Origin of the sequence: Chryseobacterium koreense CCUG 49689 (genome assembly GCF_001045435.1) — a bacterium.
Lineage (GTDB): Bacteria > Bacteroidota > Bacteroidia > Flavobacteriales > Weeksellaceae > Kaistella > Kaistella koreensis.
This window is the reverse complement of record NZ_LFNG01000022.1, coordinates 1-13,809: the sequence shown is the minus strand read 5'-3', so window position 1 is coordinate 13,809 and position 13,809 is coordinate 1. Positions and strand designations below refer to the sequence as shown.

Below are 13,809 nucleotides of genomic sequence, written 5' to 3'. Positions count from 1 at the left end.
CTAAAAACCAAACCAAACAAAACAATCACAACAATGTCAAAAGAAATTACCCAGAAGCAAATAGATGCCTGGAAAGCAGAACATGGCGAAATCGCCAAAATCACTGTCGGCGGTAAAACGGGATACGTAAAAAAACCAACACGCCAGACACTCGGTTATGCTACTACAGCAGGAGCGAAAGATCCCCTGGCTTTTAACGAGATCATTTTAAAACAGTCATGGCTCGGTGGAGATGAAGAGATATTGACCGACATCGGTTTATTCATGTCTGTCTCCTCGCAAATCACCCAACTTATCAATATTCAAGAGTCACAGCTGGTTTTTATCTAAAGCAGGCGGAAGTGGATCCAGACAAAGATTGGATACGTGTGATGAATGCCCAACTTAGGTATTATTTTCATCTTCCAGATCCTGACCTGCTAAGTGACCAAGAATGGGCAGCGAGAGTTGCCGAACTGAAACACATTAGAAAATTAGAGACCGGAAACTAAAACCATGACCAACGACTTACTATATAATATTATTGTGCAAATGCAGGGACAGAATAAAGTCCTTGCATCTGTCAATAATATTCAGCGGTCAACGACTAACATGGTACAGTCGATTAACCGACAGTTATCTGCCATCAAACTGAATGCTGTCATCGACAATATCAACCGCGTGGCCGATGGGATCAATTCCCTGAACGGTCCCGGAATGAATCTTTCCACATCCATGCACGATTTGTCCGCAATGACAGGTGTTGCTGGTGATAAGTTGAAAGAAATTGAAGGATATGCGCGTGAAGCTGCTAAGACATTTGGCGGATCTGCTGCTGAAGGAGCAGAATCTTATAAGCTTGTACTTGGCCAGTTAAGTCCGGAAATCGCCAAAGTTCCTACCGCGCTGAAAAGCATGGGTGAAACCATCCAGTACACATCAAAGTTAATGGGGGGTGATACCACTGCTGCAGCTGATGTGTTAACCACGGCAATGAACCAGTACGGGATTTCCCTGGAAGATCCCACCGAAGCATCAAAAGTAATGGCGGCCATGATGAACGTAATGGCAGCCGCGGCGGGTGAAGGTGCCGCCGAACTCCCACAGATTAAAGAAGCACTGCAACAGTCCGGTATGGCGGCGAAATCCGCTAATGTGGCATTTGAGGAAACCAATGCCGCAATTCAGGTTCTGGATAAAGCCGGTAAAAAAGGAAGTGAAGGCGGTGTGGCGTTGCGTAACGTTCTGGCCACACTTGGACAGGGTAGATTTTTGCCAAAAAAAGTGCAGGAAGAGTTTAAAAAGATGGGTATCAACATCAATAAACTGAATGACCCATCTCTCACATTGACGCAGCGACTTAGCAATTTGAAACCATTGCTTAATGATTCTGCGCTTCTTTCAGCCATGTTTGGCAAAGAAAACGCGAATGCTGCAATGGCACTGATTGGGCAGACTGGAGAGATCGACCGTTTAACCTCTGCGGTAAAAGGCACTACCGAAGCTTATGACCAGGCGGCTATCATCATGGAAAGTCCGGCGGAAAAAAACGCCAGGCTGAAAGCATCTGTGGATGATCTGAAAATTACACTTTTTAACGCGACCAACGGTTGGATGGGTTACGCATCAGTTGTGGGTGATACCGCACGCGATTTGGCAAACCTGGCTCCGATTTATAGTGGTGTTGGGTCCGCGTTATCATTTCTTACAGACACGCAAAAAGTATCTGCCGTTTGGACCAAAGTAGTCACCGCCGGGCAATGGCTATGGAATTCATCAATGCTTGCTTTTCCCGCTCTGTGGATTGTTGCCGGCATTGTTGCCTTAATTGCCGTGGTCGTTACATGTTGGAATAAGTTTGAAGGATTCCGGAAAGTGGTTTTCAAAGGCTGGGAAGCATTAAAGCTTTTCGGCACCGTGATCAAAGATTACGTGATTAACCGATTTAAGGAACTCCTTGCCGGCATCACCGGTATTGGCAGCGCATTGCTGTCATTTTTTAAAGGCGACTGGCAAGAAGCCTGGGACACAGGCAAGCAAGCGGTTTTTGATCTGACCGGTGCCGGATCTGCGAGTTCTGCAATTTCCCAAATAGGAAATGGTTGGAGCGGTGCGATGAATGCCGGACAATCTGCCAGCGACGCCTATACCAAACTGCACGGAAAAAAAGCTGCAGATGTAAATAGCGGTATTGTGGCACCCGTCACAATTCCGGGAACAGATCCTAACGCAAACGGCGGACCAGGTGGCGGCGGAAAAGACGCCAAAGAAAGCGGGAAAAAAACCTCTGAAAGCATCGCTACGAGCGGAACCAAACATAATTACGTGACATTAAATATCCGCGAACTAATCGGAATTAAAGAATATGCAGGATCTGCAGGTGCAGCGGTGAAGAAAGCCGGTGAAGAGATCATGGACGAAATATTAAGAGCAACGGCATCAGCCACAACAGCAGCGGGATAATGGCATTAACAGATCAAGACATATTGATTTCTTCTCTGATGGGAAGTAAAGTGGTTGAACAGATTCCACGGTTTGCCGCTGTAGAAAATGAAATCGTAAAGCATGTGCTTCCGCCTATCCGGTTTCTTCCAATAATGAACCAACCGGTAAATGTTGGAGAGGTAAATTATGATGAGGAATTAAGTGAAGAACTTTTATGGAAAAACGATAAACAAATATCTGAAGATAATCAGTTTTTCCCTTTCAGTTTCAGAAGCTCAAAAGATGAGAACTGGTTCTTATTACCATGGGAGCCGATGATCAATATAGAAGGTGGTAATATAATCGCAAAACGAAGGATCGCAAAAGCAGGTAAAAACTTGATCGGTAGCATTAAAGAAAGATGGTCCACCGATGATTATAATATAACCATTACCGGTGCATTTTATGGGGACAAACTCTTGGGAAAGCACGCGCAGACTTACCCACGCTACGAGATGGAGAGATTGAGAGATTACTTGCTGACAGCGGAAGCAATAGAGGTACTGTGTGAGCCGCTGCAGATTTTGAATATCAATAAAATAGTGATTGAGTCAGTCAATTTTCCTTTTACAAAAGGTGAAAACGTTCAGGCTTACGAAATAAAGGCAGTGTCAGATTTCCCATATAATCTGATTTATAAGCGCAAAAAAGTAACCTTAGATGTAGGTGAAATCACATCTGAAATCGAAAGATAAATGTATCAACTCAACTGGAATATCAATTTTAAAAACAAGCAGGGAAACTGGAAGCTTGGAATTCTGGCGGAATGTATCATCGAAAAATCGGTTTCAAATCTCGCGGATACAGCAACCGTGGTTCTGCCAGAAGCGGACATGAATAAAGTGCTGAAAGTGCAGGATTCTATTGGCCGCGGTGATGAAATTACGATAGATCTTGGTTACGATGATAATCTGGTAACCGAATTTATCGGCTATGTTAAGGAGATCACCACGAACGACAGCGCTTTACAAATTCTTTGCGAAGATGCTTTGTTTCTTTTCCGCAAAGGAATTGCAGATCGTTTTTTTGGCGTCAAAAAAATGAAGAAAAAGAAATCAAAAGATGACGGCGATGAAGGCGAATCTACCGAAGAACCTCCAGCGGTCGGAAAATTAACATCTGTGAAGGAGGTTGCGCAATATGTCATTAGCCAGATTGATAAGAGTTATAAACTCGATTGCAAATATGATATTCCTTACGAGCGATTCACCATTTATCAGGCGACCGGATACGATGTTCTCGCGAAGATCCAGGAGGAAACAGGTGCGGACATTTTCTTTGACATGAAAACGAAGACGCTGTGTATATATCCGGCTTACACGCGGAAAGGCGGTGAAGCTGATTACAGTATGCAGCATAACATTGAAACTAGTTCGCTGGAATACAAATCTGCTGAAGACCGCAAAGTGGAAGTAACTGTGGAAAGTGTTGGAGTCTCCGGTGAAGTAATAAGCAAGACCGTTGGTCAAGCCGGCGGCGAAAAGATCACCAAAAAAGTGGGAAGAATGTCAGCAGCTGCGGTTAAAATAATCGCGGACACTGAGTATAAAAATAAAATGGCACCAGGTTACGAAGGAACATTTGACGCCTGGTTAATTCCATACGTGGAGCCATCCTATACAATTGGAATTTACGATGACGATTACCCGTATAAGGATGGTAAATATTATACCGAAAGCGTTACTGTGAATTTCAGTGAAGCCGGTGGAAAACGAACAATAAGGCCATCTATAAAATTGAGCAAGTAGTGAAAGATAAATATGCACAATTGAAAGATAATCTACGAAAGATTGTAGCGGCCAACCCTAACTTGCCTATTACGGGAAAGGTGACGGAGGTGGATGATGACACCTGTTCTGTTTTGCTTCCGGGTGGTTTAGAAATTCCCGGGGTTCTGCTGAAAGCGACGCAGGATGGTGAAGATAATTTGTTAATCATTCCGAAAATTGGCAGCACCGTTTTGATGCTGAGCACGGATGGAACCATCGGAAATATGACCGTGATCAAATGTGATGTTGCCGAAAAAATAATCTTTAATGAAAACGGTCTTGAAGTCGAAATCGACAGCGAGACAAAAAAAATAAAAGTTCAGAATGAGCAAACCAGTTTGAAAGATCTGTTCAGCCAATTGACTGACATTCTGAAAACGCTGAAAGTCTTCACGCCTGTTGGACCATCGGGAACACCATTGCCCGATACTATTGCAAAGATTATTCAGTTTGAAACCGATTTTAAAACGATTTTAAAATGAGTTTAGCCACCGAAAAAGCTGCAGCAAAAACCGCGGTAAAACAAATACTGGAAGACATGCTGACGCGTGAAGAAACTTCCACCGAAGAGTTTGCAAACCGCCTGATCGATGCGATGGAAGTTTGGTTGAAAAAGGCGACCATAAAATATACGAGCGGCTTAATAGCGCCAAACGGCGCTGTAACCGGAACATTTAACGGGCAATTGGAATGAAAAGTAAAGCAACCGGCATACAATACCAGGACAGCGCAGACAGCTCTGTGTACGATCTGAAAGTTCAGGTGGTGAAAGATGCTTTCGGGAAGATTGTGAGCGGTATGGTCATCGGTGCTACGCTGGAACAGAATATGGCGTCGATCATGATCGCGGAACCAGGTGATTTAAAAGCAAATTTAACACTTGGTGTAGGATTGAGATCCGCACTTTTAGATGAAGATCTGTTAAAATACCGGCATGCCATAAAACAGCAATTTGCAACTGACGGAATTAATATTAAGCATCTCGATTTGTATAACCTTCAAAAATTCAGCATTGATGCAGAATACGAGTAATACACAGCAAGGACAGAACTTCATTGATATGGTTTGTCAGCTCATCGGAAGTTATGAGGCGGTTCTGGAAATGGCGATCCTGAATAATCGTGGAATCACCACGCCTTTGGCTATTGGTGAAGAAATAAAGGCATCCGCGGTTATCAGACAGGATGCAGTAAACATATTCAGAAAGAAGCAACCGGCAACCGCACTGGAACAACATTCAGATGATGCTATGGAAGAGCTCGAAGGCATTGGATATTGGATTATTAATAAAAACTTTAGAGTCAGCTAAAATGGCCAGAACAATTACAGAAATAAAGAAAAGTTTCACCGACCGATTTTTGGCCGATGAAAATTTGGTGACCAGGTACGGTTTGGATCCTGACAGCACATTTGAAGACCAGTTTTCAATTGTGTCCTTCGAAAACATTTTGATCGACATTTTCGTGTTTCTTTTTTGGACCCTCGAAAAACTGTTTGACAACCACAAATCTGAAGTGACCGGGATCCTGAAGGTTTTGAAACCTCACACCGCTCGATGGTACCGGCAAAAAGCACTGGATTTTCAATTTGGATTTGATCTTTATCCGGATACCGATGTTTTTGTAAATGAAGGATTCAGCCAGGAACAAATTGCGAATTCCAAAATCATCAAATATTCTGCAGTTACGGAAGCTTCCACCGAAAGCCGATTAATTGTGAAGATCGCGACGGAAGATGGCAATGGTGAACTTGCGCCGATTTCAGCGCCACAGAAAGAAAGCTTCGATACCTATATCGATGAGATCCGGGATGCAGGCGTGAAAGTGACGGTAATTAACTATTTACCGGATATTTTGCGGCTTAACATCAAAGTGTATTACAATCCATTGGTGTTGACCAGTAACGGCGTTTCGATTCTTACCGGGAAAAAACCTGTGGAAGATGCGCTGAAAGCATTCATGAAGGAACTGCCATTTAACGGTGAATTGATTCTCTCGGCGTTGATTGACAAGCTTCAGCAAACTGAAGGTGTAGATATTCCGCACCTTGTTAACGCTGCATCCAGTTGGATCGACAGTACCGGAACCACTTATGGAGCCTTTGAGAATATTGCCGTGAAAAAGATTCCGACGTCCGGATATTTCAAGATTGAGAATTTTACAAACATCGAATATATCGCCAATTAACATGTGGTTTTCACTCAACTGGAAAATATTAGCCTTATCACTGATTCCGCCATTTTTACGCGGGAACGCGGTTAAGTCGTGGGTATTACTGTTTACATCAGCTATTGAAAGTATTCATTATGACTGGCTGCAGTATCGGCGACAAAATATTTACAACCTCGCACATAACAGCCAAAAATGCTATCTGCGTGGTGCGCTAAATGATAGATTTGATAATGAACTGCGCAGGATCCGGATTGATGACGGAAACAGCTTCAAGAGAAAATATATCTACACCGATGCCGAGGAGAAACCGAAGTTTCTCGGAACGATCTACCTCTACGATGATTCAGATTACGAAGATACCGGTGTGGACTTTATTGTGGTTGTTCCTGCAGGATTAATTTACAATAATTATGAGATGAAGGCGCTGATTGATTTTTATCGCCTGGCTTCAAAACGAAACAAGATAATCATAGAATAATGAACAGAATAGACTATAACCAGACAGGCGGATTTCCCTTATCTACACAGATCCTGGATGCCGCGCAAAAAGCTTACAATGATTTTAACCAGCTTGGATATTTAGCCGGGAATAACCTGGTAATTATTACTGGATGCGAACCTGCAGCGGGCGGAACCGTGACCAACGGTTTTGTGGTGATAAACGGTGAGCTGCTTCCATTCGTTGGAACTACGCAAACCACTAATGTTATCATTGTCGAAAATGCAGATTCGCGAGGATTCGAGGACGGTTCTGTGAAGCCTGTTATTTATACCCGTTATGCCACCTTTGGTGATGGTCCTGAAGTTTTTCCTTGGGAAGATTTCAGAAGACCGATGACGCTTTTCGCACTTGAAGATCGTTTGACTCAACTTGAAAAAGCCGTGCCGATTGGTTTGGTTGCTATTTGGGGGAGACCTGCTGATGAAATCCCTGAAGGTTGGATTGAGCATGATGATTTGAAAGGAAAGGTTCCGGCAGGTCATTTGACTGGCGATGCTAATTTTGGTGCGTTAGATGCCGCGATCGGAACTGCACATGTTACTTTAACGAATGCTCAGCTGCCAAAATTGGAAGGGGTATTCCAGACTCTTGCCAGTGCTTCGGAAGTGGGAACAGGTATTATCAGTTACATCGATGCTGCTCCAGCACTCGTGGCAGGCTCTACTTCTACTTTTAACCACCGAAAAGTTAAAATTTCTTTTGGAAATGATCAGTCTCACAGCAATATCCAGCCATCGAGAATCGTGAAATTTATCCGTTTTGTAGGATTTTAATTAAAAAAAATATGGCAAAGACAACAATTAACATTATAAAAAACTGGTTCGTTAATGGCGCAAAGCCTCCGCAGGAACATTTCTGGAATTGGCTCGATAGTTTCTGGCATAAAGACGAAAGCATCCCGCAAAACCAGATCACAGGACTTCCGCAGACTTTGAGCCAAAAAGCAGATGTCGCACAACTTGCCGGCAAAGCTAATGCTAATGCATCCAATGTAGCGGCATACGCCACCTACTGGCGCGATGCGATTGGCATAGAACCGGCAGGAACTTACATCTATGCCAGCGAGAAAGCCGCGCACAATGGCGTGGCAACCTTAAACGATACCGGAAAAATACCGGAAAGCCAACTACCTTCTTATGTAGATGATGTGTTGGAGGGTTATCTGAACAGCGGTCAATTTTTTGATGAAGATAATAGCCTGATCGATGGGGAAAAGGGTAAAATTTACGTTGATTTGAATACGAATAAGTGCTTTAGGTGGAGCGGATCAGTCTTTGTGGAGGTTTGTTCTGGAGTAGATGAAAGCAATCTGGTTCATATTACTGGCATAGAGGGAATCACCGGTCCTAAATTTTTTAGCAATATAGATAATGCATTTACCGGCATTTATGGTATTCAAGATAGCTCTATTTCATTAACGAGAGGACCAAATGCTGAAGAATATGGCTTAATGGATTTGTCAACTGAATATAGTATTGCTGTTAGGAGTAATAATTACATCAATTTTGCTGGTAGATACACTGGCACTGATACTGCTGACGGTCTTAATCGTGATCTGGAATCAGAAAACTACGGATTTGACCACCAACCAGGCGACGATAAACTATCAGTTGGCGGAGAGGTAAAGGCAGATGGCTTCAAATCAATATCCGCCACATCCAGCTCGCTGCTTGACCACGAATCATTGAAATTGTTCGGCGCATCAAACCAACGGATCACGCACAAATTCAACGATTCAAACATCTACACCATCCGTTACGGTGCGTACGATGCAGCTGAGCGTCGTGGTCTCCCTGCTACCGAGGATCGCGGATGTGACATTCTTCGTTTTAATCTAACGAGCAATACCATTTCAGTAGGTGCCACCCAAATTTCAGCAGGTGCGACCACCTTGACGCAGTCCGTGAAAATGAAGCTGCATTACACGCCGGAAACAGCCAACCAGGACAACGTGGTAACGATAGGTTCTGGTAATCTTATTGGTAAGAAGCCACTGACCGAATTGGCCACCAATTTCCGTGAGGGCGAAACGCCAACTGGCGGCGTGTATGAATATCGGGATAGATTTGGTGTTCATGAACTACCAATTTTTTCGAAGAAGATTAATGTTCTTGGCACGTCCGCGGATATGCCGATAGGTAACATACCCATCTCAGTGAGTGTGTTCAGCAATATGGGTCATATAGGTGTAAGTGAGGAGATTCGGTCGGAAGCAAAATTGCAATATTCGTTATCCCCTTATGAGCCCGGAATGTTGCGAATTGACGCCATCTATAATGATGACTTAGGCGGCGATGTGGATATTTTCATACACGCTCTTTACGCTTACGCTCCATCGCTGCCTGAGATATTGGAGTAGGTATTTAAATAATTTTCCCATGAAAAAACTAATAACCATTTTATTAATGCTATCACTGGTTGCAGCCTGCACTACGCAAAAACACAAAACCAAAGAAAAAACGAAAACAGAAACGCAAAAAAATGAAGTAAATTCCATTTCTTCCGAGGTTTCCAACGAAACTAAAGCAGTGGTTTCAGTGATGGATTCAACCACCCAAAAAACGGATTATAATTCCAGTAAGTTGTTTGGGTCCATTGCGCAGCATTTAACGCTAAAAAACAACGGCAAATGCGCAGACGGCGGTGATATCCGGTTTCTGAAATTCACGGATGCGCAAGGTAACAAGACTGAAGTACCGGTAAATGATAATACGGAAGTCAATTTTAACACGGCTGCAGAATTGACGGCCGAGAACAAAAACCTTAAAACGGCATTATCAAGTTTATCCACAGAAAAATCAGATATCGAAACAAAACTGACGGCGGCACAAAACCAAATCCGGAAATATCAGGAATCTGAGAAATCTACATCGACTAACATTAAAACAGACATCGAAAGGAGCCAGTTAACGGCATTCATATGGTGCATCGTGTTGACGATTGTTTTCTGGGAAGCGGGTAAATTATTAATTAGAAACCGATTTAAACTATGAAATATCAATTAGGCCAGCGAAGCCTGGCGAACCTTCAGGGAGTTCATCCGGATCTGGTGAAGGTGATGAAGGCGGCAATTGTCAACAGTCCTGTGGATTTCACAATTACAGAAGGATTACGGACTACTAAAAGGCAGCAGGAACTGTTTGCTCAGGGCAGAACCACACCGGGTGTGAAAGTGACGAACGTAAACGGCGTTAAAAACCTCAGTAATCATCAGGATGAAGCCGATGGGCGCAAAGATGGATTAGGACAAGCTGTGGACCTGTATCCGTTCTTTGAGGGCAAAGTACAGGTAAATCATAAAGATACTATTGCAAGGCTGAAGGATATTGCTGCACATATTAAAAAAACAGCAAAAGATATGGGTATAAAAATAGTTTGGGGTGGTGATTGGAAATCACCTTATGATCCGCCGCATTTTCAACTGGGATAGAACCAGTGGAGGATAAAACATCCTCCAGCTTTTAAAAAGTTACCACACCAATTAAAACGAGAGCCAACGGCTACTGGAGGACTTAAAAGTCTTCTGGAAGCTGTTGGATTTTTTCGTTTGGTGTGGTTTTGCAAATATAGAACTAATATTAAAAATCATGAATAAGTATCACAAAACATTAGAAAAAATCCTTACAAAAGGTAAGGTGCAGGAAAACAAGAAGGGAAATATCACTTACCTGCTTAATGAGCATCTGACGTTAAAGCCAGGTGATTTATTGGAAATCTTTGAAGGGCACGGAATCGCCCGAAATAAGCTTAAAACAGAATTGGAGTTATTCCAGTCCGGTGAACGACTTACTGAGCGTTATCGTGCAGCTGGGATTACCTGGTGGGATTATTGTGGCCCCATATTAGTGAACAGTTATCCGACTTACTTTGAACAGCTTCCGGATCGATCAATGTAAATTGGTTGTTTCTGCATACCAACGGAGCTCTGACGCTAATTTGGGACTGCCTGCCGACATTTATCACTTATATCTGATCAGCCGGCAGATTGATTTGCCCTTGAAAAGTATTTCGCTGTTTATAGGTAATGTGCATGTGTATGAAAACAACCGGGAAAGCACATTGAAGCTATTGAATGGTGAGCCGGTTAAATTCGCTTTAAATGTGAATTAAAAGTTATTTAAAAAGCCTTTCGAGTGAAAGGCTTATATTTGTGACTGCAATTTGAATTTGTGTTTTTTCTTTACATTTTGTTTTGAAAAAGCTTACTTTTCGATTTGCCGATTATAAAAGCATCGGCTCCGTTTGGTCTGAAATTGAACTTTTGTTCAAATTAAGCCCGCACTTCGCCAATACTTTTTCCGTTAGCACACATTGTAAAAAGACACGAACTATAATAATATGAACTTATCAATATCAGAACAATTATGTTATTGCACTGTCAGAATAGAGTGTAAAAATGACGTTGGACAAACAAGCACAGGGACAGGTTTCTTTTTTAGTTTCAAAATTTCCGACAATGAAACTATTCCAATCGTTGTGACCAATAAACACGTTGTTAATGGAATGACTGTTGGACAATTTTTAATGACGACTTCAGACCAAAATGGTGACCCTGTAAATACAAATCATTTTACAGTAACACTTCCGAATTTACAAACATTCATTAGACAACATCCCGACAAGGACGTTGACCTTTGTGCTTTACCTCTTGCACCAATTCTAAGATTTGCAGAAAGTAAAGGAACAAGACTATTCTACCGAACATTTGAACAAAATTTAATACCAAGTAAACAGCAACTTGACGAACTCAATGCCTTAGAAGATATATTAATGATTGGTTATCCAAATGGTATTTGGGACAAGGTAAACAATATGCCAATTCTAAGACGTGGTTCAACAGCGACCCATCCTTGCTTGGACTACGAAGGGAAAAAAGAATTTATGATTGATGCTGCTTGTTTTCCAGGCTCAAGTGGTTCGCCAGTATTAATTTTCAATTCATCAGGTTATACGACTAAAAATGGCAGTGTCATAATGGGTTCACCACGTATTTTATTAATGGGTGTTTTATATGCTGGACCCCAACACACTGCGACAGGAGAAATTAAGGTCGTTAATGTTCCGACATTTCAACAACCAGTAGCATTTTCAAGAATACCAAACAATTTAGGAGTAGTAATTAAAGCAGAAAGAATTTTAGAACTTGAACAACTTTTTAAATAACGACAGAAGAACAACGTGTGCTAACATCAGTTTTGCAATATGGCGGGTGAAGTGCTACTATGAAACATTTGTGCAAGGTTCAACAGCAATAATTCTATTGAACTTTAGTGCTAAAATGCCGCCACATCGCAAAGCCGAAAACCGTTACAGGCAACTTTACGAACAACAATACACAAACCAATGATAAATAGTCCTGAAGTAAAGGAATTAATAAACCTTATAAAAGATTCTTTTAGAGTTCGACCTAATCAGAATCCTATCTATATTGATTTTTCTAACAACCTTGAACGCTTAAAAGCAAAACAGCATCAAATTATTTTTGGTAGAAGAGGTTCAGGAAAATCTTGTCTGCTTGTTCATTTTAAAAACACAATTTCAGACAATGATTCTTTAGAAATTTATATTGAAGCTGATGAAATTAAAAGACTTGGTTATCCAGATATCTTAACGAGGTTGTTATTGTCGATAATGGAAAAAATTGTAACATCGAGAAATTGGTGGCAAAAAATTGTATATTCTAAGTCCAAACTTAATAAAAGCATTAAAAATCTACGAAAATTACTAGACCAAGCTGAAAATAGACAAGTAAAACAAGAAGAAAATCAGACCACTAACTATTCAACAAAAGCAGAAAAAGGAATCTTTTCAGGCTCATTTGGAAAATCTAATTCACTTGGGAAACTTAGTGAATTTCAAGAAAGTAAATTAGACACTTTAGAAAGATATTTATCAGACTATAAGAACGCTTTAAAAGAAGAAATAAAAAGAAGAAATATACAAACTGTCTACATTCTGTTAGATGATTTTTATTTAATCAAGAAGGAAAGACAACCCGATGTTGTAGATTATCTTCATCGTTTAGTAAGAGGTACAGAGATGTATTTAAAAATAGGAACTGTAAAACACCGCACAACTTTAGTCCGCAATGAAGAACAAACAATTGGTGTTGTTTTAAACCAAGATATTGAGCCAATTAATTTAGATAGAACGTTAGAAAACTTAACAGCACCAACCCAATTTCTTTCTAACCTACTGAATTCTCTTGGTAAAAAAGTTGGATTGAATAATCCAGCAATTGACTTATTCAATCCCCAAGCATTAGAAAAACTAGTAATTGCTTCAGGAGGAGTTCCAAGAGATTTCTTGACTATTTTAGCCGATGCCATAGAAAATGCAATATCACAAAACAAAAACCATATAACACCCACTAATGTTTGGAAATCGGCTAGTAGTTTCTCTTATCAAAACAAACTGAAAGATTTAAGAGTTGACGTGGGTGCAGATGCACAATCAATAGAAAAAGTTTTTAGAGATATTCTAAAGTTTTGTATAGTCGATAAAAAAAGAACGAGTTTTTTGGTTGCACAAGAAGAAGCACAGAAAGAAATAAATCTGCACGAGCTCATTCTTCAATTAATGGATGGCAAATTACTACACATTATTGAACCTGATACCTCTGCTGCATCAAATAGACCTGGAAGATATGAAGCCTACACTTTGGATTTTTCATTATTTATGGAACCTCGAAAAAGGGGGATAGAAATAGTCGAATTTTGGAACTTTGACGAATCAGGAAGAAGAATTGGAGTAAGAGAATCACCAATTTATTCCTTAGAAAATGCAAAAAATGCAATTTCCAATGAAGACGATATTACTACTGAAACTCTAATTGACAATTTTGAAAATGAACAAAGCAGCCTGTAACAAGGGTAGCTGTTGCACAACCCTAATTTTCCAATAA

At 41.1% G+C, this 13,809-nt stretch carries 19 protein-coding genes; all 19 read left to right on the top strand.

Going from position 1 to position 13,809, the window contains the following annotated elements; translation table 11 throughout:
* Nucleotides 1–33 precede the first annotated feature (33 nt).
* The 19 genes from ACM44_RS12885 to ACM44_RS12805 all read left to right on the top strand — a co-directional run bounded on the left by ACM44_RS12885 (nt 34) and on the right by ACM44_RS12805 (nt 13,772).
* Nucleotides 34–330: a hypothetical protein gene (locus tag ACM44_RS12885; RefSeq protein ID WP_048500462.1), complete on the top strand. Its 297-nt coding sequence runs from the start codon at nt 34–36 to the stop codon at nt 328–330.
* 11 nt (nt 331–341) lie between these two features.
* Nucleotides 342–491, top strand: a complete 150-nt coding sequence (locus ACM44_RS15385) for an RtcB family protein (protein ID WP_160304047.1) — start codon at nt 342–344, stop codon at nt 489–491.
* Between the two features lie 4 nt (nt 492–495).
* Nucleotides 496–2,442 (top strand): phage tail tape measure protein, encoded by a 1,947-nt coding sequence (locus ACM44_RS14885; RefSeq protein ID WP_083993733.1) that lies wholly within the window; start codon nt 496–498, stop codon nt 2,440–2,442.
* Nucleotides 2,442–3,158 (top strand): DUF6046 domain-containing protein, encoded by a 717-nt coding sequence (locus tag ACM44_RS12875; protein ID WP_048500461.1) that lies wholly within the window; start codon nt 2,442–2,444, stop codon nt 3,156–3,158. Before ACM44_RS14885 ends, ACM44_RS12875 begins: the two co-directional genes overlap by 1 nt.
* The gene (locus ACM44_RS12870; RefSeq protein WP_048500460.1) at nt 3,159–4,211 is read left to right on the top strand and encodes a hypothetical protein; all 1,053 of its coding nucleotides are present in this window, start codon (nt 3,159–3,161) and stop codon (nt 4,209–4,211) included. It begins immediately after the preceding gene.
* Entirely contained in the window at nt 4,211–4,714 is a 504-nt protein-coding gene (locus ACM44_RS12865) for a hypothetical protein (RefSeq protein ID WP_048500459.1), read from the top strand. The genes ACM44_RS12870 and ACM44_RS12865 overlap by 1 nt, the downstream gene beginning before the upstream one ends.
* Entirely contained in the window at nt 4,711–4,926 is a 216-nt protein-coding gene (locus tag ACM44_RS12860) for a hypothetical protein (protein ID WP_048500458.1), read from the top strand. Before ACM44_RS12865 ends, ACM44_RS12860 begins: the two co-directional genes overlap by 4 nt.
* Nucleotides 4,923–5,264, top strand: a complete 342-nt coding sequence (locus tag ACM44_RS12855; protein WP_048500457.1) for a hypothetical protein — start codon at nt 4,923–4,925, stop codon at nt 5,262–5,264. Before ACM44_RS12860 ends, ACM44_RS12855 begins: the two co-directional genes overlap by 4 nt.
* Nucleotides 5,248–5,541, top strand: a complete 294-nt coding sequence (locus tag ACM44_RS12850; RefSeq protein WP_048500456.1) for a hypothetical protein — start codon at nt 5,248–5,250, stop codon at nt 5,539–5,541. Before ACM44_RS12855 ends, ACM44_RS12850 begins: the two co-directional genes overlap by 17 nt.
* 1 nt (nt 5,542) lies before the next feature.
* Complete coding sequence (locus tag ACM44_RS12845) at nt 5,543–6,418, top strand: hypothetical protein (protein ID WP_048500455.1); 876 nt, start codon at nt 5,543–5,545, stop codon at nt 6,416–6,418.
* A gap of 1 nt (nt 6,419) precedes the next feature.
* Nucleotides 6,420–6,881, top strand: a complete 462-nt coding sequence (locus ACM44_RS12840; RefSeq protein ID WP_048500454.1) for a hypothetical protein — start codon at nt 6,420–6,422, stop codon at nt 6,879–6,881.
* Nucleotides 6,881–7,678, top strand: coding sequence for a hypothetical protein (locus tag ACM44_RS12835; protein ID WP_048500453.1), 798 nt, complete (start codon nt 6,881–6,883; stop codon nt 7,676–7,678). Before ACM44_RS12840 ends, ACM44_RS12835 begins: the two co-directional genes overlap by 1 nt.
* Before the next feature lie 11 nt (nt 7,679–7,689).
* Nucleotides 7,690–9,264 carry a hypothetical protein gene (locus ACM44_RS12830; protein WP_048500452.1) on the top strand — a complete coding sequence of 525 codons (1,575 nt, stop codon included), beginning with the start codon at nt 7,690–7,692 and terminating at the stop codon, nt 9,262–9,264.
* A gap of 19 nt (nt 9,265–9,283) precedes the next feature.
* Nucleotides 9,284–9,898 carry a hypothetical protein gene (locus ACM44_RS12825; RefSeq protein ID WP_152669362.1) on the top strand — a complete coding sequence of 205 codons (615 nt, stop codon included), beginning with the start codon at nt 9,284–9,286 and terminating at the stop codon, nt 9,896–9,898.
* Nucleotides 9,895–10,335 (top strand): M15 family metallopeptidase, encoded by a 441-nt coding sequence (locus tag ACM44_RS12820; RefSeq protein ID WP_048500450.1) that lies wholly within the window; start codon nt 9,895–9,897, stop codon nt 10,333–10,335. The genes ACM44_RS12825 and ACM44_RS12820 overlap by 4 nt, the downstream gene beginning before the upstream one ends.
* 157 nt (nt 10,336–10,492) lie before the next feature.
* Nucleotides 10,493–10,801 (top strand): hypothetical protein, encoded by a 309-nt coding sequence (locus ACM44_RS15790; protein WP_241477186.1) that lies wholly within the window; start codon nt 10,493–10,495, stop codon nt 10,799–10,801.
* Nucleotides 10,773–11,015: a thymidylate synthase gene (locus ACM44_RS15785; RefSeq protein WP_316932557.1), complete on the top strand. Its 243-nt coding sequence runs from the start codon at nt 10,773–10,775 to the stop codon at nt 11,013–11,015. The genes ACM44_RS15790 and ACM44_RS15785 overlap by 29 nt, the downstream gene beginning before the upstream one ends.
* Nucleotides 11,016–11,243: 228 nt before the next feature.
* A complete protein-coding gene (locus tag ACM44_RS12810; protein WP_048500449.1) occupies nt 11,244–12,068 on the top strand; it encodes a S1 family peptidase in 825 nt (274 codons plus the stop codon).
* 180 nt (nt 12,069–12,248) lie between these two features.
* Nucleotides 12,249–13,772, top strand: a complete 1,524-nt coding sequence (locus tag ACM44_RS12805; protein ID WP_048500448.1) for a hypothetical protein — start codon at nt 12,249–12,251, stop codon at nt 13,770–13,772.
* Nucleotides 13,773–13,809: the final 37 nt, after the last annotated feature.

What these genes read in the sequence shown, in the direction of transcription:
- ACM44_RS15790 (WP_241477186.1), top strand. Translation starts at nt 10,493, where the DNA reads ATGAATAAGTATCACAAAACATTAGAAAAAATCCTTACAAAAGGTAAG.
- ACM44_RS12860 (WP_048500458.1), top strand. Translation starts at nt 4,711, where the DNA reads ATGAGTTTAGCCACCGAAAAAGCTGCAGCAAAAACCGCGGTAAAACAA.
- ACM44_RS12850 (WP_048500456.1), top strand. Translation starts at nt 5,248, where the DNA reads ATGCAGAATACGAGTAATACACAGCAAGGACAGAACTTCATTGATATG.
- ACM44_RS12835 (WP_048500453.1), top strand. Translation starts at nt 6,881, where the DNA reads ATGAACAGAATAGACTATAACCAGACAGGCGGATTTCCCTTATCTACA.
- ACM44_RS12820 (WP_048500450.1), top strand. Translation starts at nt 9,895, where the DNA reads ATGAAATATCAATTAGGCCAGCGAAGCCTGGCGAACCTTCAGGGAGTT.
- ACM44_RS12805 (WP_048500448.1), top strand. Translation starts at nt 12,249, where the DNA reads ATGATAAATAGTCCTGAAGTAAAGGAATTAATAAACCTTATAAAAGAT.
- ACM44_RS12870 (WP_048500460.1), top strand. Translation starts at nt 3,159, where the DNA reads ATGTATCAACTCAACTGGAATATCAATTTTAAAAACAAGCAGGGAAAC.
- ACM44_RS12830 (WP_048500452.1), top strand. Translation starts at nt 7,690, where the DNA reads ATGGCAAAGACAACAATTAACATTATAAAAAACTGGTTCGTTAATGGC.
- ACM44_RS12840 (WP_048500454.1), top strand. Translation starts at nt 6,420, where the DNA reads ATGTGGTTTTCACTCAACTGGAAAATATTAGCCTTATCACTGATTCCG.
- ACM44_RS12810 (WP_048500449.1), top strand. Translation starts at nt 11,244, where the DNA reads ATGAACTTATCAATATCAGAACAATTATGTTATTGCACTGTCAGAATA.
- ACM44_RS14885 (WP_083993733.1), top strand. Translation starts at nt 496, where the DNA reads ATGACCAACGACTTACTATATAATATTATTGTGCAAATGCAGGGACAG.
- ACM44_RS12885 (WP_048500462.1), top strand. Translation starts at nt 34, where the DNA reads ATGTCAAAAGAAATTACCCAGAAGCAAATAGATGCCTGGAAAGCAGAA.
- ACM44_RS12875 (WP_048500461.1), top strand. Translation starts at nt 2,442, where the DNA reads ATGGCATTAACAGATCAAGACATATTGATTTCTTCTCTGATGGGAAGT.
- ACM44_RS12825 (WP_152669362.1), top strand. Translation starts at nt 9,284, where the DNA reads ATGAAAAAACTAATAACCATTTTATTAATGCTATCACTGGTTGCAGCC.
- ACM44_RS12855 (WP_048500457.1), top strand. Translation starts at nt 4,923, where the DNA reads ATGAAAAGTAAAGCAACCGGCATACAATACCAGGACAGCGCAGACAGC.
- ACM44_RS12845 (WP_048500455.1), top strand. Translation starts at nt 5,543, where the DNA reads ATGGCCAGAACAATTACAGAAATAAAGAAAAGTTTCACCGACCGATTT.